This window comes from Chelatococcus sp. KU-N122 (assembly GCF_055391085.1).
Genome location: NZ_AP043981.1, coordinates 5518183 through 5538803 on the forward strand (window position 1 = coordinate 5518183; position 20621 = coordinate 5538803).

General features: G+C 65.9%; 17 protein-coding genes and 1 tRNA gene. 10 read left to right on the forward strand and 8 right to left on the reverse strand.

Annotated elements, in window-relative coordinates; genetic code table 11:
• Positions 1 to 240: 240 nt before the first annotated feature.
• Positions 241 to 1368, reverse strand: a complete 1128-nt coding sequence (locus ACZ5PO_RS24880; protein ID WP_464184624.1) for a hypothetical protein — start codon at positions 1366 to 1368, stop codon at positions 241 to 243.
• On the reverse strand, positions 1365 to 1874 hold the full coding sequence (locus tag ACZ5PO_RS24885; protein WP_464184625.1) for a DUF4365 domain-containing protein: 510 nt from the start codon (positions 1872 to 1874) through the stop codon (positions 1365 to 1367). The genes ACZ5PO_RS24880 and ACZ5PO_RS24885 overlap by 4 nt, the downstream gene beginning before the upstream one ends.
• 686 nt (positions 1875 to 2560) lie before the next feature.
• Between ACZ5PO_RS24885 and ACZ5PO_RS24890 the strand changes: the two genes are divergently transcribed.
• The gene (locus ACZ5PO_RS24890; protein WP_464197022.1) at positions 2561 to 2779 is read left to right on the forward strand and encodes a BrnA antitoxin family protein; all 219 of its coding nucleotides are present in this window, start codon (positions 2561 to 2563) and stop codon (positions 2777 to 2779) included.
• On the opposite strand, the gene ACZ5PO_RS24895 is transcribed toward ACZ5PO_RS24890, so the two are convergent.
• From ACZ5PO_RS24895 to ACZ5PO_RS24910, 4 genes are all read right to left on the reverse strand, one after another.
• Positions 2776 to 4329, reverse strand: a complete 1554-nt coding sequence (locus ACZ5PO_RS24895) for a P-loop ATPase, Sll1717 family (RefSeq protein ID WP_464184626.1) — start codon at positions 4327 to 4329, stop codon at positions 2776 to 2778. The two genes, ACZ5PO_RS24890 and ACZ5PO_RS24895, sit on opposite strands and share 4 nt — an antisense overlap.
• 469 nt (positions 4330 to 4798) lie before the next feature.
• Positions 4799 to 5317: a hypothetical protein gene (locus ACZ5PO_RS24900; protein ID WP_464184628.1), complete on the reverse strand. Its 519-nt coding sequence runs from the start codon at positions 5315 to 5317 to the stop codon at positions 4799 to 4801.
• A gap of 147 nt (positions 5318 to 5464) precedes the next feature.
• A tRNA-Phe gene (locus ACZ5PO_RS24905) sits at positions 5465 to 5540 on the reverse strand.
• Positions 5541 to 5673: 133 nt separating this feature from the next.
• Entirely contained in the window at positions 5674 to 6390 is a 717-nt protein-coding gene (locus tag ACZ5PO_RS24910) for a DUF7986 domain-containing protein (RefSeq protein ID WP_464184630.1), read from the reverse strand.
• A 344-nt stretch (positions 6391 to 6734) separates the two neighbouring features.
• Between ACZ5PO_RS24910 and ACZ5PO_RS24915 the strand changes: the two genes are divergently transcribed.
• The 9 genes from ACZ5PO_RS24915 (at position 6735) to ACZ5PO_RS24955 (ending at position 18244) form a co-directional block, all read left to right on the forward strand.
• Complete coding sequence (locus ACZ5PO_RS24915) at positions 6735 to 7904, forward strand: ABC transporter substrate-binding protein (RefSeq protein ID WP_464184631.1); 1170 nt, start codon at positions 6735 to 6737, stop codon at positions 7902 to 7904.
• A 248-nt stretch (positions 7905 to 8152) separates the two neighbouring features.
• Positions 8153 to 9190: a branched-chain amino acid ABC transporter permease gene (locus tag ACZ5PO_RS24920; RefSeq protein WP_464184632.1), complete on the forward strand. Its 1038-nt coding sequence runs from the start codon at positions 8153 to 8155 to the stop codon at positions 9188 to 9190.
• Positions 9190 to 10965 (forward strand): branched-chain amino acid ABC transporter ATP-binding protein/permease, encoded by a 1776-nt coding sequence (locus tag ACZ5PO_RS24925; protein ID WP_464184633.1) that lies wholly within the window; start codon positions 9190 to 9192, stop codon positions 10963 to 10965. The genes ACZ5PO_RS24920 and ACZ5PO_RS24925 overlap by 1 nt, the downstream gene beginning before the upstream one ends.
• The gene (locus tag ACZ5PO_RS24930) at positions 10962 to 11705 is read left to right on the forward strand and encodes an ABC transporter ATP-binding protein (RefSeq protein WP_464184634.1); all 744 of its coding nucleotides are present in this window, start codon (positions 10962 to 10964) and stop codon (positions 11703 to 11705) included. Before ACZ5PO_RS24925 ends, ACZ5PO_RS24930 begins: the two co-directional genes overlap by 4 nt.
• 206 nt (positions 11706 to 11911) lie before the next feature.
• Positions 11912 to 13330 carry a circularly permuted type 2 ATP-grasp protein gene (locus tag ACZ5PO_RS24935; RefSeq protein ID WP_464184635.1) on the forward strand — a complete coding sequence of 473 codons (1419 nt, stop codon included), beginning with the start codon at positions 11912 to 11914 and terminating at the stop codon, positions 13328 to 13330.
• A gap of 13 nt (positions 13331 to 13343) precedes the next feature.
• Entirely contained in the window at positions 13344 to 14273 is a 930-nt protein-coding gene (locus tag ACZ5PO_RS24940; protein WP_464197024.1) for an alpha-E domain-containing protein, read from the forward strand.
• A gap of 2 nt (positions 14274 to 14275) precedes the next feature.
• Entirely contained in the window at positions 14276 to 15094 is an 819-nt protein-coding gene (locus tag ACZ5PO_RS24945; protein WP_464184637.1) for a transglutaminase family protein, read from the forward strand.
• A 239-nt stretch (positions 15095 to 15333) separates the two neighbouring features.
• A complete protein-coding gene (locus tag ACZ5PO_RS24950) occupies positions 15334 to 16071 on the forward strand; it encodes a proteasome-type protease (protein WP_464197026.1) in 738 nt (245 codons plus the stop codon).
• A gap of 271 nt (positions 16072 to 16342) precedes the next feature.
• Complete coding sequence (locus ACZ5PO_RS24955) at positions 16343 to 18244, forward strand: c-type cytochrome (RefSeq protein ID WP_464184638.1); 1902 nt, start codon at positions 16343 to 16345, stop codon at positions 18242 to 18244.
• Positions 18245 to 18320: 76 nt separating this feature from the next.
• On the opposite strand, the gene ACZ5PO_RS24960 is transcribed toward ACZ5PO_RS24955, so the two are convergent.
• Both ACZ5PO_RS24960 and ACZ5PO_RS24965 read right to left on the reverse strand, forming a co-directional pair.
• Positions 18321 to 19592 carry an acyl-CoA dehydrogenase family protein gene (locus ACZ5PO_RS24960; RefSeq protein ID WP_464184641.1) on the reverse strand — a complete coding sequence of 424 codons (1272 nt, stop codon included), beginning with the start codon at positions 19590 to 19592 and terminating at the stop codon, positions 18321 to 18323.
• Positions 19593 to 19750: 158 nt separating this feature from the next.
• Positions 19751 to 20350, reverse strand: coding sequence for a TetR/AcrR family transcriptional regulator (locus ACZ5PO_RS24965; RefSeq protein WP_464197028.1), 600 nt, complete (start codon positions 20348 to 20350; stop codon positions 19751 to 19753).
• Positions 20351 to 20621: the final 271 nt, after the last annotated feature.

Genomic DNA, 20621 nt, shown 5'->3' on the forward strand with positions numbered 1-20621 from the left:
GTGTGGGATGACGGCGAGCTCGGCCGTCGGCGGGTCCTGCTTCTCGCCCCGCGCCACGATCCGAAGCACGCCATCCGGCGGCCAGTGGAGTTCCGGTGCGACCGGCGCTGGCGCGGCCAGCCACGTGGCGCACTCCTCCGGCGATGGGCAATCGCCTTGGGATGAAGCGCCCGCACGCTGGCGGCCGATGCCCGTCCGATGATCCCATCGGCCTGTCGCCGAAGTCAAGGCCGCGAACGACTAGATGACCTTGAAGTCCCGGGCGTTCTCAAGGCGCCAAGGATGCTGCTCAAGTTCCCCGAACATTGAGACAGAGCGCCCTGCCTCATGTGCCTTCACCGCCAACAGATACTCCTCGGGACCTAGTGATACCCGGACCTTCAGTCTTCCGAACTCCTCACTGTCCCATTCTACCATGATGTCCTGGAGCCCCGAGATGGTGAAGAAGTCCGAGGGGGTGTCCTCCATCGAATGCAGCGTGCGCACCCTTCCGACAATAGTTCGCCGCTTCTCATAGTTGACAGCCCGCAGTTCCTTCACAGCCTCGCGGATCACCTCAGCACCGCGAGGCCGTCCGATGACGGCCGAGGGGTGCGCACCGATGTCGTTGGGCACGCCCCACTCGGGCGAGAAGGCGATGTCGAACCTAATCTCTCCTAGCTGCGGTGCCTCAACCATCGCTGCGAGATCCTCGCACGCATTCGCATTCAGACCTTTGTCATATGCCCTCACGATTGCGGATGGATCCTCGTGATCGATCGCCCCCTCGACGATACGCAAGCCGCGAGCGAGCCGCAGGATGACCCGTCGTTCCAACGGAGGGGCAGGCGAGACCTCCCCGAGACCCAAAGTGTTTGGGCCGACTGGAGACTCGACAGTGAAGCCGAAGCTACCTCGGAACGTGTGACCGAACCGGCACTCGCCCGCATAGGCCGTCGCCGTACTGCTGAGCCGCTGCGCGAACGGCCCGATGTGAAGCTCGGCATGCGCAGCCGCCGCCAAGATCTTCGTCATCCGCCGTATGAACTCCTCGGCGGCCCCGAGTGTGATAGTGTCGTGGCGGATCGCTGTGACCGGCAGCCGGGATCGCACTAGGTCGAAGCTTATAGCGCGGACGGCAGCCACAACGTCCACCGCGGCCTTGCGCTCAAGTGCCGACAGCGTCATCACGGCGGCTTCGACGGAGCCGCGGAGGTGCTTGACGTGGGATGTCTCCGGCAGAAGTATCTCGACATCCTCCCCGTCCGGAACGATCGAAAAGAGTATGTTGCCGTTCGGCAAGTCGCGTCTCTTCCAACCGGTCGCGATGAGGTATCGCTTTAGCGAGTGAAGTGGGACGCCAGCGATTGGATCAGCCGGTTCGGTCATCGCATGCCCTCGGCGCGAGCGTCCGCCATGATGCTCTTCAATGCGTCAGGCGTCAGCACATGGGCTCGGGGAATCCGGATGCGGACCGTTGACACGTTGCTCGTCGGCGGCCCGTCCGGGCGAAACCAATAACAGCAGTTCCTTAGCCGAAGGTGCTCTTCGCAACCATCGATCCAATGTGTTTCGTCCTTCGGGAGGCACAGCAGGATGAGGATGGCCATTGCTTGGCGGGGCTCTCGGTCTGTCAGAGTCCGGTGCGCGCGCGCCTCAAGGTCATAGACGACGAATTCGCCTTCGTGCTGCCAGTCCGTGGTGGCCTTCATTTGATATTCGACCGGGAATGCCGATGGCACCCTGGCCCCGTTCACGATGCGAATCGGATGAAACGCACCGTCGATGCCGTAGTCGTAGATCGTGCGAATCGCGAGATTGAGGCCGGCCACGCCCGCCAGCGCGTGGACGAACGCCTGCGAGAGGCACTCCTGAGTGTGCTCACGAGTGATCAACTGCGAAGCCCCGGCGTGCTGGCCTCCAGTGCAACCAGCTGACAGTTCCGCTTAGCATGCAGCCCAAAGCTGTGAAACTTGTTTAGATGCCGACCTCTCCTCGAAAGCCCAGGCTACCTCGCGGCGCCGGGGCAATCGTTCTCAGACATCGGCAGGGCTGGGGCGTAGCGCTCGACGGCCGGCAGCGTCGTGCCCCCGTTAGATGGGCGAGCGTGCGGCCTGCGTCACCCCCTAGCGCGGCCCGGGGAAGGGCGCGATAGAAGAGTGGCCGCGTCAGATCACCCCAGCAGCGCGCGGGTGGCATCGACGGCGTTGAGGAAGCCGATCTTCTGGTCCGCTTCGATGCCGTTGAACGCGGAGAGGTCCGCCCAGAGGTGCAAGCCGTACTCGCGGACCGTGAAGGCTCCAACGGCATCGCCGTCCTCGGAGTAGATGTCGTCGATCGTCCCGCGGTGCGCGGCGAGTGCGGCGGCGATGCCTAGGATAGGATCGGTCCCCGGCAGGGGTGCAGCGGCACCGAACAACAGCCCCGTCGGGACCGCCGTGACTAGCCCAACGACGGTAGAGCGCCGGTTGATGGTGTGTGCCATGCTCGCCTGAGGCACTACTCCTTGCAAACCGACGAGCAGGACGCTCGGGCCGAGTTCGTCCGCGGCGACGAGGTTATCCGGTGGGCCTAAGGCACCCTGACTAGGAACCGGGGTGGCCAGCCGAAGGTCGACGAGCCCAAGCGCGAAGCGACGCTGCGGCTCGACGCCGACGTGCTTGGGTGGCTTCGCGCCGCCGGTGCCGGCTGCAGCGGCTGCGTTAAAAAAACGTCGCGCCCACTCGCGGCCAACAACCGTTACGCAGGGCGCGCAGCGGCGGCCAACGAAAGTGCGCCGCACCTGACGAATCTTAGTTAGCTATCGCCAAAAAAATCGTCATCATCCGAGGCGCCCAACGAAAGGTCAGCGACCTTGCCTTGGGACATGGAGAGATAAGATCGGTACACAAATGGCACCCAGAACGTGGTCTCTCCCTTTGATGTTCGTTCTTCGAAGAACCCTACGTCTCTTAACTGCCTAGCTGTAGCAACGGTGATATCATCTGCCGTACTCCATAAAGCCGACAATGAATTTATATTATGCTCTGTCTTCTGTTCTCTAAGCGCCTCGATGAATTGGCGAAGATGCGGATACTCCGCAAATAACACCTTTGTGACCCGATATTCCGACAGAGCAGGCATCGCTTCCTTGAATGCGGTTCTCTCAAACAGCCACTCATTGGGAGGCTCTGCCTCGCCTCTTTCCAATCGTCTGTTCTGAACTTCGCAAAGCTTGTTCAAGAATAATATTACATCTCTCGGTTGAGTGCTATTTGTCCCATCCGCGGTCCGCCGAATTATCCAATCTATTGTCAGAGATTGCTTTTCGCCGACTTCAACCTGCGGCGGAAACACTCTCTGGAAGAACCCATCCTGGAGAACAGACGAAGACATCAAGTTGTCATAGTCGACACCGTAGTACTCAATTGCCCTCTTGTTGCTGGCGAGCCTGCGAACAATCAAGTTCTTTAACTCCGGTTTATCCCAGCGCAACTGAAAATCCCTTGACACGTGAGTAGCCTCCCGGAAGCCGCCCTCCGTTATTCTCTTCCAGATATCCGTTCTCAAGAATATCTTTGGTTTAATTCTCCTGAAGGCTCGAATATCGCGATAGGCGCGAAACAAGGCTCTTAATGCGTTCCGCTCCAAATCAGTCGATTCATCGAATGCAACATCCAATCGATCGAGCATGATCCAGGCATCAAAATTGGCCTGTTCCAGCGCTTCATCGGCGGCTTTGAGAAGGTCGTCGACTGATAGGACACCTCTCTTTTGGGCTGCAATGTCTGGGTCTTCGAAGACGATCTTACCAGTCACTCCGGATGGGATAAGGGTGACTGGGTCCACCGACATGCCGCCTTCGATCGATTTTGGATTGAAGAACTTTGAAACATATCGCCGAACAGCTGTCAATATAACTCCAAGAGCGGTACTTCTTTGAGGAAGAAGATTGTTGTCTTCTAAATTATTTATAAGTAAATCGGCATATTCTCCTTTTATTTCGTAATCTTTTATTAGGCGTCCCAGGAGGGTAGCGAAATACAGTTTCCAAATTCCGATGAATTCGCGTTCGGTCGACGGCGGGTTTCTCTCAATATCTTTGAAGGCTGGCGCGCCCTGAGGATTTTCGGCAACTATAAGCAGAATTCCTGCATCGAAGAGGTCGTCAGAGTAGTCATTAATAAGGACATAAATTGCGCTCTTGCCAGACCCTTTTGGGCCATAAACAACATCAATCTCGCCCTTATAAATTCTTTCCCATGCTTGCGTTCGCACGAAATATCCCTTCAGGGCGTCGCGCTCCTCCTCCGCCACTTGGTTGCCGAAGCTCAGATGCCGCAAGACTTCGGTCTTCTCAGTTACAGCCATATCGACGCCCCCTCGCCGTGCCGCTCGGCGCCGATGAAAGCATCGTTTCATGATAGAGTCATCCGATGGGTCCGCAGTAGCCGTACCCATTGAGGAGTTCCGCTCGTTGTCAGCCGTCAGCAGGTGCCCCGCGCCGGGCAGAATCTCGCTCCAGCGGCCGGCCGCAGTCCCTGCTTCAGCTGTTGCGGCCCAGTGCGCTCCTGCCTCTCGGCGGCATCGGCTGCGGCCGGTGGGCTGGTTCCCCGCCTCATCGCGTCGGGAAACCACGCGGCAGGCCGGCCTCGTGAGCTTTCTCGTTGCCCGTGTCCGCGGCCTTGATCAATTCCTAGACAGTGGCGACGATTTCCTTCGTGGCTTCGGAAGCCTGCTCAGCTGTCAAACCCAACGTGGGTACGAAGTTCGTAAGGTTGCCGAGCAGAAGCGCGCGGCTGAGACTCGTAATCCGTCACCGAACTTCGCAATTCTTCTTTCACCGAGCCGAGCCGGCGCGCGTCAGGATCTCCTCGTCGGCAGGTTCGAACGCGATGCCAACGGCGCGATACCTCGCCAGCATGTCGTGTGCCGAGGCACCGTCCGGCATGGCGGTGGTCAGCCGCGCTTTATCAAGTCGCTCGTTCTCTTCGCGGGTGATGATGACCCCCTGGACGAAGCGGTGCAAGAAGCTTCGCATGGCCTCCAACGATGCCGTCGCCTTCTCGAGGCCGCGCTGAAGCCGCACCGGCGGGATCGCGTGGTCATACCTCATAGGCTCATCCTTCGATGGAAACCTGCCGGCGCCGGCCCGTCGACAATCACGCGCCGCCGCCGAGTGGGGACGATGTTCCCTCCATTTTCCCGGCTCGCCGCCCTCGTAGATGTAGAAGATCGTTTGCCGGACGATTGGGGAAACACTGATGGTGGGGTCGGTCCGTTTGATTGAGAAGGCCTGCCACAGGATCTGACGAACAGCCTCGATCCTGGCGTCCATTGTCGCGTCCGAATCAGCCATAAAATTATCTCCGAGGCGGATATGCCCGGACGAAGCTGTTTCGCAGTTCGATGATCAGGTCCGGTGAACGCAACAACGTCCCACCTCGCTATTTCGGCAGGACACAATCGCTAAAAGCCCAGACACATGAACGGCGATTTAGGAAAATGGTGCCCAGGGGCGGAATCGAACCACCGACACTGCGATTTTCAGTCGCATGCTCTACCAACTGAGCTACCTGGGCGGCTGGCGCTACGGACGGGCCGGCTGCGGACAGCGAGGGCGCCTTATAGAGGCGCTGGCCCCGGGTGTCCAGAGGCTTGCCAGCGGACTTTGCGATCCAGCTTCGTCCGTGGGCGGCGGCCGCCGCGATCGTCTCAGCGTGCAGCGCGTTTGCGGCTGGTGGCGCCGTGGCGTGTGCTGTCGCCGCCCGCGTCGACGCCTTGGAGCAGGGCTTCGATGATCTGCATCTGCTCCTCGCCCAGCGGCAGGCTGGGGCGTAGCGCGTCGCCGTACAGCGTTGCCGCGAGCGAGTGGCGAAACGCCAGCCGCCCGTCACGGGTTCTCACGTGCCTGCACGTGTCGATGGTTTCCTCGTCGGGGCGTACGACGATGCCGAACCCGGCATGGAACGGCCCCGCGTCGAACACGCGCATGCCCACGATCTCATCACCCGTCAGGGCGGTCTCGATCGCCTCGTCCATCAGCCAGAGGCGACGGTCCCCGGCCAGGAGATCCTCGACCCAGATGCCCGCTGCATCATGCCGGCCCCCGTGGCGGAACAACGAGAAGAAGGCGCCGCCCATGCGCTCCGCCAGCGCGCGCTCGGCCGCGCCGAGCTGGGGCACCTGCTTTGACAAGAAGTGATCGTAGCGGCGCTGGCCGCGCTGGTTCGGCTCGAACAGGACAACGTCGCTCAGCATCTCGATGGCCCCGGGCAGCTCCGTGATCGCCCCGTCCTCGGTCCACAGTCCGATCTGCTTGGCGGCCCTCATGATATCCGCGCGGCCGCAGGAGCCGGTGGCGATCCCGAGCACGCCGGGGACGGCGGCCCGCATGGGCCGGTAGGCGGCAAGCGCCTCGTCGCGGATCATCGTCTTGCTCCTTGGGAATCGTCGGCGGAATCAGCGGACCCTGCCAGAATACCAAACCCAAGCGAGCGACATGCGTGGGCGCGCCAGCCTGCCGCTATCTCGGTCTTTGGTCGGATACGGGCCTGTTCCGCGCTCCCGTTTCTTGACTCGCTTCCGGCCGCTCGCTAGCCCCATTCTAGGTGTGGAGCGGCGTCTCAAGGCCGCTCCACGTGGGTTTCGTGCGCGATTGGGCAACGGCGGCGGGCGCATCCGCCACCGCAGGCCCGGCGAACGACAGAGAGCGGCGATCAGTTTGCCGGCACGGCTTGCCCGTGTCGGGCGCGACCGCTCGGGGAGGGAACGAGATGAGACGCATCCTGACGCTCGCCGCGGCCGCGGCGGCCCTCGCATCAGCTATGGCGATACCGGCGCTGGCTGCCGATCCCATCAAGGTGGGGGTGAGCGTATCCTCGACCGGCCCGGCCGCCTCGCTCGGCATTCCGGAGGCCAACACGGTGGCCCTGCTGCCCAAGGAGGTGGCGGGCACGCCGATCGAATACGTCGTGCTCGACGACGGCAGCGACACCACCAAGGGCGTCGCCAACATGCGCAAGCTGATCGGCGACGACAAGGTCGACGCCGTCATCGGCTCCTCGATCACGCCGGTGTCGCTGGCCATGGTCGAAGTGGCGGCCGAAGCCAAGGTGCCGCTCGTCTCGCTTGCCGCGTCCGCCAAGATCGTCGGTCCCGTCGACGACAAGCGCAGGTGGGCCTTCAAGACCCCGCAGAACGACACGCTGATGGCCAAGGCGATCGCCGACACCATGGCCAAGGCCGGCGTGAAGAAGGTGGGCTTCATCGGCTTCAACGACGCCTACGGCGACGGCTGGCTGGCGGAGATCACGCCTGCGCTGAAGGACAAGGGCATCGAGCTGGTGGCGACCGAGCGCTACGCCCGCACCGACACCAGCGTCACCGGCCAGACGCTGAAGCTGATCGGCGCCAAGCCGGACGCCATCCTCGTCGCCGGCGCCGGCACGCCGGCGGCGCTGCCCGCCAAGGCCCTGAAGGAGCGCGGCTACAAGGGCACCATCTATCAGACCCACGGGGCCGCGAATAACGACTTCCTTCGCGTCGGCGGCAAGGACGTGGAGGGCACCATCCTGCCGGCCGGCCCGGTGCTGGTGGCGAGCCAGCTGCCCGACGCCAATCCGGTGAAGAAGGTCGCCGTCCAGTACGTCAAGGACTACGAGGCCAAGTACGGCGCCGGCTCGGTGTCGACCTTCGGCGCCCACATGAACGATGCCGGGATTTTGCTCGCCGCCGCTCTTCCCGTCGCGTTGAAGACCGCCAAGCCGGGCACGCCGGAGTTCCGCGCCGCCCTGCGCGACGCCATCGAAGGCGCCAAGGAGGTGGTCTACAGCCAGGGCGTGGTCAACATGACGCCGCAGGATCACGTGGGCCAGGATGAGCGCGCCCGCGTCATGGTGGTGATCGAAGGCGGCCAGTGGAAGCTGTTGCCGGCGACCAACTGAACGCCGCCGGGCAGTAGGACAGATGAATGGGGGCGGCCCGGCGCGGGCCGCCCGTTGTCGTTTTCAATGGATGGATGGTCGGGTCAAGCCCGACCATGACGGTTTGAGGGGGCAACCCCTTTATTTTCAACGTCATGGTCGGGCTTGACCCGACCATCCATCCTCTTAGAAGCCCAACCGGGCTGCCGTGGCGCAAACGGTTACGATCTCCGTGCAGAGCTACCAGGCGCGATGACGAAAGGCTCGACGTGGACCTGTCGATTGTCCTGATCCTCGTTCAGGACGGCATCATCAACGGCGCCATCTACGCCTTGCTGGCGCTGTCGCTGGTGCTGGTGTTCACGGTCACGCGCGTGATCTTCATCCCGCAGGGCGAGTTCGTGAGCTTCGGCGCGCTCACGCTGGCGGCGCTGGAGCGGGGCCAGGCGCCCGGCACGCTGTTTCTGCTGTTCGGCCTCGGCGTCGCCGCCGCGATCTTCGAGCTCGTGCAGGCGCGCCGGCAGCTGTCCCCGCGGCTGGTGGCGCGCATCCTCAGCATCGACATCGTGCTGCCGATCCTGATCGGCGCGCTGACGCTGTGGCTCGCGCCGCTGAAGCCCGGCGTCGTCGTCCAGATCCTGCTGGCGCTGGCGATCATCACGCCGATCGGCGCCTACCTCTACCGGGTGGCCTATCAGCCGCTCGCCGGAGCGTCGGTGCTGGTGCTGCTCATCGCCTCGATCGGCGTGCATCTGGCGCTCACCGGGCTCGGCCTGGTGTTCTTCGGCGCCGAGGGCTCGCGCACCGACGGCTTCTCGAGCGCCACGTTCGATGTGGGCCAGCTGATGGTCAGCGGCCAGTCGCTGTGGATCGTCGGCATCACGCTGGGCCTCATCGGCGCGCTCGCGGCCTTCTTCGAGCTGACGCTGCTCGGCAAGGCGCTGCGCGCCACGGCGGTCAACCGGCTCGGCGCGCGCCTCGTCGGCATCGCGCCGGCGCTCTCCGGCGCCATCGCCTTCACGCTGGCGGCCTTCCTCGGGGCGCTGTCGGGCGTCCTCGTCTCGCCGATTACCACCATCTACTACGACACCGGCTTCATCGTCGGTCTCAAGGGCTTCGTCGCCGCCATCATCGCCGGGCTGGCGAGCTATCCGCTCGCCGGAGCGGCGGCCATCCTCGTCGGCATCGTCGAGGCGCTGTCGTCCTACTGGGCTTCGGCCTTCAAGGAGGTGATCGTCTTCCTGGTGATCATCCCGGTGCTGCTGTGGCGCTCGTGGCGGGCCCCGGTGATCGAGGAGGAGGAGTGATGAGCGCCCGCCTGCTCCAGCTGGCCGCGCTCGCGCTGTGCCTTGCCGTGCCGCTGGTGCCCGGCCTGCCGTCGTTCTGGATCACGCTGCTCAACTACATCGGCCTCTACGCCATGGTGGCGCTCGGGCTGGTGGTGCTCACCGGCGTCGGCGGCATGACCTCGTTCGGGCAGGCCATGTTCGTCGGCATCGGCGCCTACACCACCGCCATCGCGACGACGCGCTTCGGGCTCTCCCCCTGGCTCAGCCTGCCGCTGGCCATGCTGACGACCGGGGTGAGCGCCTGGATCATCGGCGTCATCACGCTGCGGCTGTCCGGTCACTACCTGCCGCTCGGCACGCTCGCCTGGAACGTCAGCCTGTTCTACATCTTCGGCAATCTCGACTTTTTCGCCCGCTACGACGGCATCTCGGGCATCCCGCCGCTGGCGATCGGCCGCGTCGTCTTCGCCGACGGCGCCTCCATGTACTATCTGATCTGGCTGACGCTGGCGCTGATGATCGTGGCCACCCAGAACCTGCTGGCGTCGCGCGTCGGCCGGGCCATCCGGGCGCTGCGGGGCGGCGTCATCGCGGCCGAGGCGTTCGGCGTCGACACCGCGCGGGCCAAGATGCTGGCCTTCGTCTATGCCGCCCTGCTCGCCGCCGTGTCGGGCTGGCTCTACGCGCACCTCCAGCGAGCCGTCAATCCGACGCCGTTCAACCTGAGCGCCAGCATCGAATACCTGCTGATGGCCGTCGTCGGCGGCGCCGGGTCGGTGTGGGGCGCCATCCTCGGCGCCGGCCTGGTCACCGTCATTCGCGACCAGCTGCAGGACGTCCTGCCGCGGCTGATCGGCGCCCAGGGCAATTTCGAGACCATCGCCTTCGGCATCATTCTCGTGGCCATCCTGCAAACGGCCCGCGAGGGGCTGTGGCCGCACATCGCGCGCCTGGCCACCTGGGTGAAGCCGGCCGTCCGCAGCCATGCGGCCGCCGGCGAGCTGGCCACGTGCGAGCGCCCGCCGCCCAAGGCGGCCGTGCCTCTGCTCGAGGTGATCGGCCTGCGCAAGGTCTTCGGTGGATTGGTCGCGGTGAACGACGTGAGCTTCGCCGTGGGCAAGGGTGAGATCGTCGGCCTGATCGGCCCCAACGGCGCCGGCAAGAGCACCACCTTCGATCTCATCACCGGCATCACCATGCCGACCGCCGGCGAGGTCCGCTTCGGCGGCGAGGCCATCGCCGGCCAGCGCTCCCGCGCTGCCGCCCGGCGCGGCATCGCCCGCACCTTCCAGCACGTCAGGCTGGTGCCGTCGATGACGGTGATCGAGAACGTGGCGCTCGGCGCCCATCTGCGCGGCCGGGCCGGGGCGCTCGCCGGCATCGCGCGGCTCGACCAGGCCGAGGAGCGCCGCATCTTCGCCGAGGCGGCGCGCCAGCTCGGCCGCGTCGGCCTGGCCGGGATGGCGGACAGGCCAGCGACCAGCCTGGCGCTCGGCCAGCAGCGCATCGTCGAGATCGCCCGTGCGCTCTGCCTCGATCCGGTGCTGCTGCTGCTCGACGAGCCGGCGGCCGGCCTGCGCCACCGCGAGAAGGCGGATCTGGCAGACTTGCTGCGGCAACTGAAGGGGGAGGGGCTCTCCATCCTGCTGGTCGAGCACGACATGGACTTCGTCATGGGCCTCACCGACCGCCTCGTCGTCATGGAGTTCGGCACCAAGCTGGCGGAGGGCGATCCTGCCGCCGTGCGCGCCAACCCGGCGGTGATCGACGCCTATCTCGGCGGCGTCGTATGAGCGCGCTGCTGGCCGTGCGCGACCTCGCCGTCGCCTACAACGGCGTTCCCGCGGTGCACCCGACGGCGCTCACGGTCGAGGCCGGCGCCATCGTCACCGTCATCGGCGCCAACGGTGCCGGCAAGTCGACGCTGCTCAACGCGGTCATGGGCATCCTGCCGGCGCGCGGCGCCATATCGGTCGCCGGCGAGCCGGTGCAGCATCTGGCGGTCGAGGGGCGCTTCGACCGTGGCATCGCCCTGGTGCCCGAGAAGCGTGAGCTGTTCACCTCCATGAGCGTCGAGGACAACCTGCAGCTCGGCCGCTTCCGCCTGCGCGCCGAGGGACGGGCCGCCGCCGCCGCATCGTTGGACCGGATCTACGGGCTGTTCCCCAGGCTCGCCGAGCGCCGGCGGCAGCTGGCGGGCACGCTCTCCGGCGGCGAGCGGCAGATGCTGGCCATGGGGCGTGCCCTGATGGGGCGGCCACGACTGCTGATGCTCGACGAGCCGAGCCTCGGGCTCGCGCCGCTGATCGTCCGCGACATCTTCAGGATCGTCGTCGAGCTGCGCAGCGCCGGCGTCGCCATCCTGCTGGTCGAGCAGAATGCTCGCGCCGCGCTCAAGGTCGCCGACTACGGCTACGTGCTGGAGAACGGCACCGTGGTGCTGGAGGGGCCGAGCGCTCGGCTGCAGGCGGATTCGCGCATCGTCGAGACCTATCTCGGCCTGAGTCAGGCGGCCGAATCGACGCCGGCCTGACCCGCCGCAGACGTCGTTGTCCGCCGCCGCGCCGTGATGTGACGCCAGCGGCGGCAGATGGCGAGCAAGTGTGCATCCTTGCCGCCTAAAAATGCGCCTGTACTCGCTCTGCGCCTCGACCGCCGCGGTAACGGCGTGCCACAATCGTTGGCACGTTACTTGTGTCTTCGTTGGCTCAAAGAACCAGAGCAAAAGAGGCTGAAAACATGGCGTTGCGCGCCTTCGACGAGATGTCGAGCTTCGGCGACAGCTGTCGGCCCGCCTACGAAAGACTGCAAGCGTGGCTCGGCCAGGTCCCGAGGGAGTTGCTCGCGCAACGCCGGACCGAAGCGGAGCTGCTGTTCCGCCGCATGGGCATCACCTTTGCCGTCTATGGAGACACCGAAGCAGAAGAGCGGATCATTCCGTTCGACATCGTTCCCCGCATCCTCGCCGCGGAGGAGTGGACCCAGCTGGCGGCCGGGCTCGAGCAGCGGGTGCGGGCGCTCAACGCCTTCCTGAAGGACATCTACGGCCCGCGCGAGATCATCCGGGCGGGCGTGGTGCCCGAGGCGATGATCCTGGGCAACGCCTTCTTCAAGCCGGAGATGACCCAGTTCCGGCCGGCCGGTGACGTCTATATCCACATCGCCGGCATCGACGTGGTGCGGGTCGACGCCGATACCTTCTACGTGCTGGAGGACAATGCCCGGGCGCCGTCGGGCGTATCCTACATGCTGGAGAACCGCGAGGCGATGATGCGCCTCTTCCCCGAGCTGTTCGGCCGCCACCGCGTCGCCCCGGTCGACGGCTACACCGACGAGCTGCTCGCCTCGCTGCGCTCGGTGGCGCCGCGGGCGGCAGGCGAGCCGACCGTCGTGCTGATGACGCCGGGCCCCTACAACAGCGCCTATTACGAGCATTCCTTCCTGGCCGACCGGCTGGGCGTCGAGCTCGTCGAGGGGCGGGACCTCTTCGTCAAGGACGACTACGTCTATATGCGCACGACGGAGGGGCCGAAGCGCGTCGACGTCATCTACCGGCGCATCGACGACGAGTTCCTCGATCCTCTCGCCTTCCGGCCGGACTCGATGCTCGGCGTGCCCGGCCTGATGCTGGCCTACCAGGCTGGCAACGTGACGCTGGCCAACGCCGTCGGCACGGGCATCGCCGACGACAAGGCGATCTACAGCTACATGCCGGAGATCCTGACGTTCTACCTCGGCGAAGAGCCGATGCTGAAGAACGTGCCGACGTGGCGCTGCCGGGAGCCGCAGGCGCTCGCCTACGTGCTCGAGCACCTCGACGAGCTGGTGGTCAAGGAGGTGCACGGTTCCGGCGGCTACGGCATGCTGATCGGCCCCCATGCCGACAAGGCGACGCGTGAGGCCTTCGCCGAGAAGCTCAAGCATGCGCCCGACCATTTCATTGCCCAGCCGACACTGGCGCTGTCCACGTCGCCCACGCTGGTCGAAAGCGGTATCGCGCCACGCCACGTCGACCTCAGGCCCTTCGTCCTGACCGGGGCCGACCGCGTGCGCATCGTGCCTGGCGGCCTCACGCGGGTCGCGCTCAAGGAGGGATCGCTGGTGGTCAATTCGAGCCAGGGCGGCGGCACCAAGGACACCTGGGTTCTGGGAGATTGATCGAGCCATGACGCTGCTCTCCCGGACTGCCGAAAACCTCTACTGGATGTCCCGCTACATGGAGCGCGCCGAGAGCCTGGCGCGCATCCTGGATGCGGCCTACCGGCTCTCCTCGCTGCCGACGGCCTACGGCGGCGGGCTCACCGAATGGGAATCCGCCATCAAGACCGCCGGCGTCGAAGACGACTTCATGGCGACCCACCAGGAGGTGACGCCCGAAGCGGTAATCCACTATCTCGCCTTCTCGCGCGAGGCGCCCGCCAGTATCCGCAACTGCCTGGAGCGCGCCCGGCACAACGCGCGGGCCGAGCGCACGGCGCTGACCTCCGAAATGTGGGCGACGATCAACGGCGCCTATCTGGAGATGCACGAGATCGAAGCCGCGGGCGATACCCAGCGCTTCATCAACTTCGTCAAGGAAGCGTCGCTGCGCTTCGACGGCACCGCCTATCGGACGATGCTGCGCAACGACGCCTTCTGGTTCACGCAGCTCGGCCTGTTCATCGAGCGCGCCGACAACACGGCGCGCATCCTCGACGTCAAGTACCATGTCCTGCTGCCCAAGCATGCCGAGGTCGGCGGTGGGCTCGACTATTACCAATGGGCCTCGATCCTGCGCTCCGTCTCGGCCCTGACGAGCTACCGCTGGGTGTATCGTGACAGCGTCAAGCCCTGGCTGGTCGCCGATCTCCTGGTGCTGAAGGAGGACATGCCGCGCTCGCTCGCCAGCTGTTATTCCAACATCACCAACTACTTGGACCGGCTGTCGATGGCCTATGGCCGGCAGGGGCCGAGCCAGAAGCTGGCGCGCACCTCGTACGGCAAGCTGCGCAACGGCCGCATCGAGTCCATCTTCCAGTCGGGCTTGCACGAGTTCATCGAGGAGTTCATTGGTGCCAACGACCAGCTCGGAGCGGCGATCTCCGAGCAGTACCTGAGCTGACGATGCACATTTCGATCACGCACGAAGCGACCTATCCGTGCGAGCCGACGGCCAGGTCGCCGCTATTGCTGCTGCGCCTGATGCCCAGCCGGTTCGATGCTCAGCACGTGCTCCGTTGGCGCATCGAATGCGGCGATGCGGGCCGGCTCCGCGCCGCCGAGGACGCCTTCGGCAATCACGTCCATATCTTCAGCGGCGACGGGCCGCTGGAGCGAGCGCAGATCAGCGTCTCCGGCGAGGTCGAGACCTTCGATCAGGCCGGCGTGGTGCGTAACGCCTCGGAGCGTCTGCCGGCGGCGGTCTTCCTGCGCCAGACACCCGCGACGGAGCCTGATGCCGACATCCGCGCCTTCGCACTGGACGTCGCGGCGACCGGCGCAGGTGACCAGCTGAGCGCGCTGCATGCGCTGATGCGCGCGCTGCACCAGCGGCTGCCGCTGGCCGCGGCCGAACCCAAGGCGACGGCGCAGGCCGCGTTCGAGGAGAAGTCGGCGGCCGCCCGCGACCATGCCCACATCTTCGTCGGCGCGGCCCGCAGCCTGGACTGGCCGGCTCGCTTCGTCTCCGGCTATCGGCTCGACGACGCCGACGGCCAGGCGGCGCACGCCATGCACGAATGGGCGGAGGTGATGGTGACCGGCTATGGCTGGATCGGCTTCGATTCGGCCTATGACCTCTGCCCGACCGACCGCTACGTGCGGGTCGCGGCGGCGGCCGACTACTACGGGGCCGCTCCGGTGGTCGGGGCCCGCTCCGGCGGCGACCAGACGGTCAATGTCACCGTCCGTGCGGCAGAGGCGATGTCTCAGACACAGAGCTGAGCGGGTGCGGCCATTGCGCCGCAGCGAAGCGCCGAAGGCCGGGGGAGCGCCGTAGAACCATGACGCCGGGCCCGGATCCGTCCGCTCCACACACGCCGCGCGCTGCGCATGCCGGCGGCGAGATGCCCCACGATGGTGACCCCGAGGCCTGGAGCATGTATGCGCCGGGCCGGAGCGCGCTGCCGCACGCCACGGCGCGGCCGGCGCGCGGTGGCGCCGGGGAAGAGAGTGAAGAGCCCATGACCTATTGCGTCGGCATACTGGTGCGCGACGGCCTGGTGATGATCGCCGACACGCGCACCAGCGCGGGGATCGACAACATCGCCACCTTCCGCAAGCTGTATCTGTTCGAGCGGGAGGGCGACCGGGTCATCGGGCTCGCCACGTCGGGCAATCTGGCGATCTCCCAATCGGTGCTCTCCATTCTGGCGGAGGGGATCGAGACGCCCGGCGGCGAGCGCGAGACGCTGATGTCGGCGGCGAGCATGTTCGAGGCGGCCCAGCTCGTCGGCCGCGCCGTTCGCATGGTCTACGATGCGGACGGCGAAGCGTTCGAGAAGCACAAGCTGCGCTTCGATCCCATGTTCCTGCTCGGCGGCCAGATCGGGTCCAAGCCGGTGCGGCTGTTCCAGGTCTACTCCGCCGGCAATTTCATCGAGGCCACCACGGACACCCCGTACCTGCAGGTCGGCGAGCACAAGTACGGCAAGCCGATCCTGGATCGCTCGATCTCCTACGGCACCAGCCTGCCGGATGCCCTGAAGCTTGGGCTGATTTCCATGGATTCGACGCTGCGCTCCAACCTGAGCGTCGGCCTGCCGATCGACCTGATGAGCTACAAGGCCGGCACCTTGGCCGCGGCGTCGCGCTTTCGCATCGAGCCCGGCGAGCCCTATTTTGCCGACCTGCGCGAGCGCTGGTCCCAGGCGCTGCGGCAGGCGCACCTGGCCATTCCGCAGCCGCCCTGGTTCGAATAGCTCCGCTCCATCCCCCGCTCCGCCTGAATTGATCGGAAAAGGTTAGCCGGCCATGGCGCCCGGGCTGGGCACATGGCCGTTGTCATGCAACCTTCCGGAAGGGAGCTTAGAGACGTTCTGAACAACGGCGGGGGGTACCATGGGGTCGGGTCAGTCCGAGCAAGCGAGCGTTCGTCCGTGGGCTGTCGGCACCGCCGCTCTGGCCTTGGCAGCGGCCCTGGCGGCAGCGGGCCCGGCATCGGCCCAGAATGCGCCTTCCGCGAGCCCGCCGGTGACACCCGCGCCTGGCGCGCCGAGCCGTGGCGCGGCAGAGCCGCTCGACGACGCGTCCCTCGTCGCCCGCGGTGAATACGTGGCGCGTCTTGGCGATTGCATGCCCTGCCATACGGGAGACAAGGCGAAGCCCTACGCTGGCGGCCTGGGGCTCGCGACGCCGTTCGGAACCATCTACTCGGCCAACATCACCTCTGATTCCGCCACCGGCATCGGCAGCTGGACGTTCGCCGACTTCAAGAATGCCGTCCATGACGGTATCCGCAGGGACGGCGCCTACCTCTACCCGGCCATGCCCTTCGACGCCTACGCGGCCATCACCGAGGACGACCTCAAGGCGCTGTGGGCCTATGTCCGCCGCATCCCGGCCGTCCAGGCGACGAAGCCCGACAACACGCTGGGGTTCCCGTTCAACGTGCGCATGGGCATGCTGGCCTGGCGCGAATTGTTCTTCTCGCCGGCTTACTTCAAGCCGACGGCGGGCAAGAGCGACGAATGGAACCGCGGCGCCTATCTGGTCGAGGCGCTCGGCCACTGCTCCGACTGCCATTCCCCGCGCAACATCATGGGCGCGATCAAGGGCAAGGCGCAGTTCACCGGCACCGAGATCGACGGCTTCTACGCGCCGGCGATCGATGCGGGCACGCTGACCAAGGCCGGCTGGACGCCCGATACACTGCAGCAATTCTTCAAGACCGGCAGCGCGCCGGGCAAGACCGCCGTGTTCGGCCCCATGGCCGAGGTCATCCGCAACAGCACGTCGGGCTGGACGGACGCCGACCTCAAGGCGATGGCGACCTATCTCTTCGACGCGCCGTCGCCCCAGCAGCGGCCGGCGCCACAGGCCGATTCGCCGCTGGCGCCCGAGGTGGTGGCGCGCGCCGGGCAGATCTACGTCGACAATTGCATGGAGTGCCACCAGCCGCACGGCGCCGGCAAGCCGAGTGTCGCCCCCAATCTGGCCGGTAACCCGGCGGTGACGGCGGCCGAGCCCTACAACATCCTGATGGCGACCCTCGGGGGCTTGCCCGCCGACGGCGCCTATGGCGCCATGCCGAGCTTCGCCGGCCGCCTCGGCGACAGCCAGATCGCCGATCTCGCCAACTACATCCGCACCAGCTGGGGCAACGAGGCTGCGCCGAACGTCACGGCGGAGATGGTGGCGGCGTGGCGCACCACGGCGGCGGTGCCGGACTACGGCACGCAGGCGGCCTCGGCCTTCAACTGCCCCAAGGTCGGCGGCGGCCCGGGGCAGGCCGGCCCGGACCCAGCGGCGGTCGCGGCCCTTTCCAACATGCTGGCGGCCGGCAACAACCACATCGATGAGCTGGCGACGCTCTACCGCAATACCGCCTCCGACGACGACATCTCCAATACGGTCAACGCCCTGGTCACCGCCTATTGCCCTGTCGTGGCGGGCAAGACGATCCCGGATTGGCAGAAGAATGCGGAGCTGAAGCAGTTCGCCTTGAAGGTCTCGGCGGCGCTGGCGCCGCAGACGGCGGCGGTCAAATTCCCGCCGCTCGACTTCATCTGGGCGGCTCCGGCCGGCCGCTCCCTGGTGGCGCGCGAGCCCGATGGAGATCCCGCGCGGCTGAACTGCCCCACCAACGACGGCAAGATGGTCCCGATGGATCTGGTCAATCAGGCGGCCACGCTGTTGGGCACCCCGACGACGCCGGTCCCCGGTGACACGGCGGCGAGCCTGGCGGCCGAGCTCATGACCAAGAACCCCAAGGCGCGTCCGTCCGACGTGGCCAACGCGTTGATCGCAGCGTTCTGTCCGGTCGCCAAGGCGGCGACGGGGGCGACCATCGCTCTGCAGCGCAACTGGGTGGAGGGCTTTGGCGAGCAGGTCATCGAGACCTTGCAGACCAGGACGGTGGCGCAGGCGAAGTAACGCCTCGGTCCAAAATGTAAATGGCCGGGTCGAGCCCGGCCATTCGTCTATTCAGCGAACACCTTTGACAAGCGCCTCAGCGATTCATCACCTCGTTGCGGCCGACCACCATGTGGTGGACCTCGTCGGGCCCGTCGGCGAAGCGCAGGTGGCGCACGTCGGTGTACATCTCGGCCAGCGGCGTCCACTGGGAGATGCCGGTGGCGCCGTGGATCTGGATGGCCTGGTCGATGATCTGGGCCGCCTTTTCCGGCACCATCGCCTTGACCATGCTGACCCAGACGCGCGCCTCGCGGTTGCCGAGGACGTCCATGGCCTTGGCCGCCTTGAGCACCATCAGGCGCATCGCTTCGATCTCGATGCGGGCGCGCGAGATGGTCTCGAGGTTGCCGCCGAGCATGGCGAGCTTCCTGCCGAAGGCCTCGCGCGACATGCCGCGCTCGACCATGAGATCGAGGGCGCGCTCGGCCTTGCCGATGGTCCGCATGCAGTGGTGGATGCGGCCCGGGCCGAGGCGGACCTGGGAGATCTCGAAGCCGCGCCCTTCGCCGAGCAGGATGTTGTCCTTGGGCACGCGCACGTCGGTGAAGCGGATGTGCATGTGGCCGCGCGGCGCATGGTCGTGCCCGAACACGTGCATGGGGCCGACGACTTCGACGCCGGGGGTGTCCATGGGCACGAGGATCTGCGACTGCTGGCGGCTGGCTGGCGCGTCGGGGCTGGTCTTGACCATGCAGATCATGATCTTGCAGCGCGGATCGCCGGCGCCGGAAATGTAGTACTTCTCGCCGTTGATGACCCATTCGTCGCCGACGAGCTCGGCGCGCGTGCTGATGTTCTTGGCGTCGGAGGAGGCGACGTTCGGCTCCGTCATGGCATAGGCCGAGCGGATCTCGCCGTTGAGCAGCGGCTTCAGCCAGCGCTCCTTCTGCTCAGGCGTGCCGACGCGCTCCAGCACCTCCATGTTGCCGGTGTCCGGCGCCGAGCAGTTCATCGTCTCGGAGGCCAGCGGGCTCTTGCCCAGCTCGGCGGCGATGTAGGCGTAATCCAGGTTGCTCAGCCCATCCCCGGTCTCGGCGTCGGGCAGGAAGAAGTTCCAGAGGCCTTCGGCCTTGGCCTTGTTCTTTGCCGTTTCGAGCACCTCGAGCTGGCCCGGCGCGAAGCTCCAGCGATCGCGGTGCCCCTCGCCCAGCCGATGAAATTCCACGGACATCGGCTCGACCGTGTCCTTGATGAACTTCCGCACGTGATCGAGCAGCGGCCGCGCGGCGTCGGACATGCGCAGGTCGTTCAGCTCGTCGCCTGGATTGAGCCCGAATGAAGTGCTTGATTTGACGTCGATGTTCATGGGTGGTTGCCTCCCTGGCTGCCCATCATCAAGATCCTTGGTTCGGGCGGATCATAGGGCGTCGCAAACCGGCGGAGAAATCCAAAGAGCGCATGACGGGTCATGCGCTCGGCGAATTGATCCGGCTTGCGCCCGCAGCCGCGTCGGATGGGGGCGAGCTACCGATGCCCGGAATCGGCGCCGACCATGCGAAGCGCCGATTCCGCCAGGGTGGCGGCGATCTCCTCGGGCTCGAGCCGGCCGGTGGCACGGTACCACGTGTGCACCCAGATGATCATCCCGGCGATGGCCAGGGCCGTCGCCGCGGGATCGGCCACCCGGAAAATGCCGTCGCGGACGCCGTCCTCGATCAGCGTGCGGGCGATGCGGTCGAACTCCTCCTGCTTGGCGATGATGCGCCGGCGCACGTCGTCGGGCGGCGTGTTGAGCTCGCGGTAGGAGATGGCGATCCACTGGTGGTGCTCGATCACCACCAGCGCGAAATCGTGCACCAGGCGCGTGAGGCGTTCATCGGCCGGGCCCGGCAGCATCGCCGCCTGGGCGGCGACGGCGACGGATTCGCTCACCGCCCGCTCGCAGATGATGCTGAGCATCTCCAGCTTGCTGCGGAAGTGCTGGTAGATCATCGTCTTCGAGATGGACAGCCGCTCAGTCAGCGCGTCCGTCGTGGTCGCGGTGTAGCCATGCTGGAAGAACAGCTCGCCCGCCGCTCGCAGGATGAGCTCCTTCTTGTACTGCGCCACATCCTCTTTCATCATCGACACGGTTATCTCGAACTCCAGGTGCGCTCCCTCCGGCGCCCTCGCTTCGGCGTCCGCCCCGCAACACGGGCGCAACTGCCCATGCTGCGCACGCCATCGCTCAAACTCAAGGTCCGGCAAACTCCAGGTCTCGACGGAGCTCCGGCAAAGCCACACGGCGCCCTTGACGTCTGCGTACCGGATAGTACCATTACCAGAACGGTCCGTCTCGGCTCTTTTGACCGCACGGACGCTTCAAACGAGACGGCCGCCCTAGGCCGGAACCACG

Excerpts from the sequence above, each read along its gene's own strand:
- ACZ5PO_RS24880 (WP_464184624.1), bottom strand. The coding sequence starts at position 1,368 with ATGACCGAACCGGCTGATCCAATCGCTGGCGTCCCACTTCACTCGCTA.
- ACZ5PO_RS24895 (WP_464184626.1), bottom strand. The coding sequence starts at position 4,329 with ATGGCTGTAACTGAGAAGACCGAAGTCTTGCGGCATCTGAGCTTCGGC.
- ACZ5PO_RS24900 (WP_464184628.1), bottom strand. The coding sequence starts at position 5,317 with ATGGCTGATTCGGACGCGACAATGGACGCCAGGATCGAGGCTGTTCGT.
- ACZ5PO_RS24910 (WP_464184630.1), bottom strand. The coding sequence starts at position 6,390 with ATGATCCGCGACGAGGCGCTTGCCGCCTACCGGCCCATGCGGGCCGCC.
- ACZ5PO_RS24915 (WP_464184631.1), top strand. The coding sequence starts at position 6,735 with ATGAGACGCATCCTGACGCTCGCCGCGGCCGCGGCGGCCCTCGCATCA.
- ACZ5PO_RS24925 (WP_464184633.1), top strand. The coding sequence starts at position 9,190 with ATGAGCGCCCGCCTGCTCCAGCTGGCCGCGCTCGCGCTGTGCCTTGCC.
- ACZ5PO_RS24930 (WP_464184634.1), top strand. The coding sequence starts at position 10,962 with ATGAGCGCGCTGCTGGCCGTGCGCGACCTCGCCGTCGCCTACAACGGC.
- ACZ5PO_RS24935 (WP_464184635.1), top strand. The coding sequence starts at position 11,912 with ATGGCGTTGCGCGCCTTCGACGAGATGTCGAGCTTCGGCGACAGCTGT.
- ACZ5PO_RS24945 (WP_464184637.1), top strand. The coding sequence starts at position 14,276 with ATGCACATTTCGATCACGCACGAAGCGACCTATCCGTGCGAGCCGACG.
- ACZ5PO_RS24950 (WP_464197026.1), top strand. The coding sequence starts at position 15,334 with ATGACCTATTGCGTCGGCATACTGGTGCGCGACGGCCTGGTGATGATC.
- ACZ5PO_RS24960 (WP_464184641.1), bottom strand. The coding sequence starts at position 19,592 with ATGAACATCGACGTCAAATCAAGCACTTCATTCGGGCTCAATCCAGGC.
- ACZ5PO_RS24965 (WP_464197028.1), bottom strand. The coding sequence starts at position 20,350 with ATGATGAAAGAGGATGTGGCGCAGTACAAGAAGGAGCTCATCCTGCGA.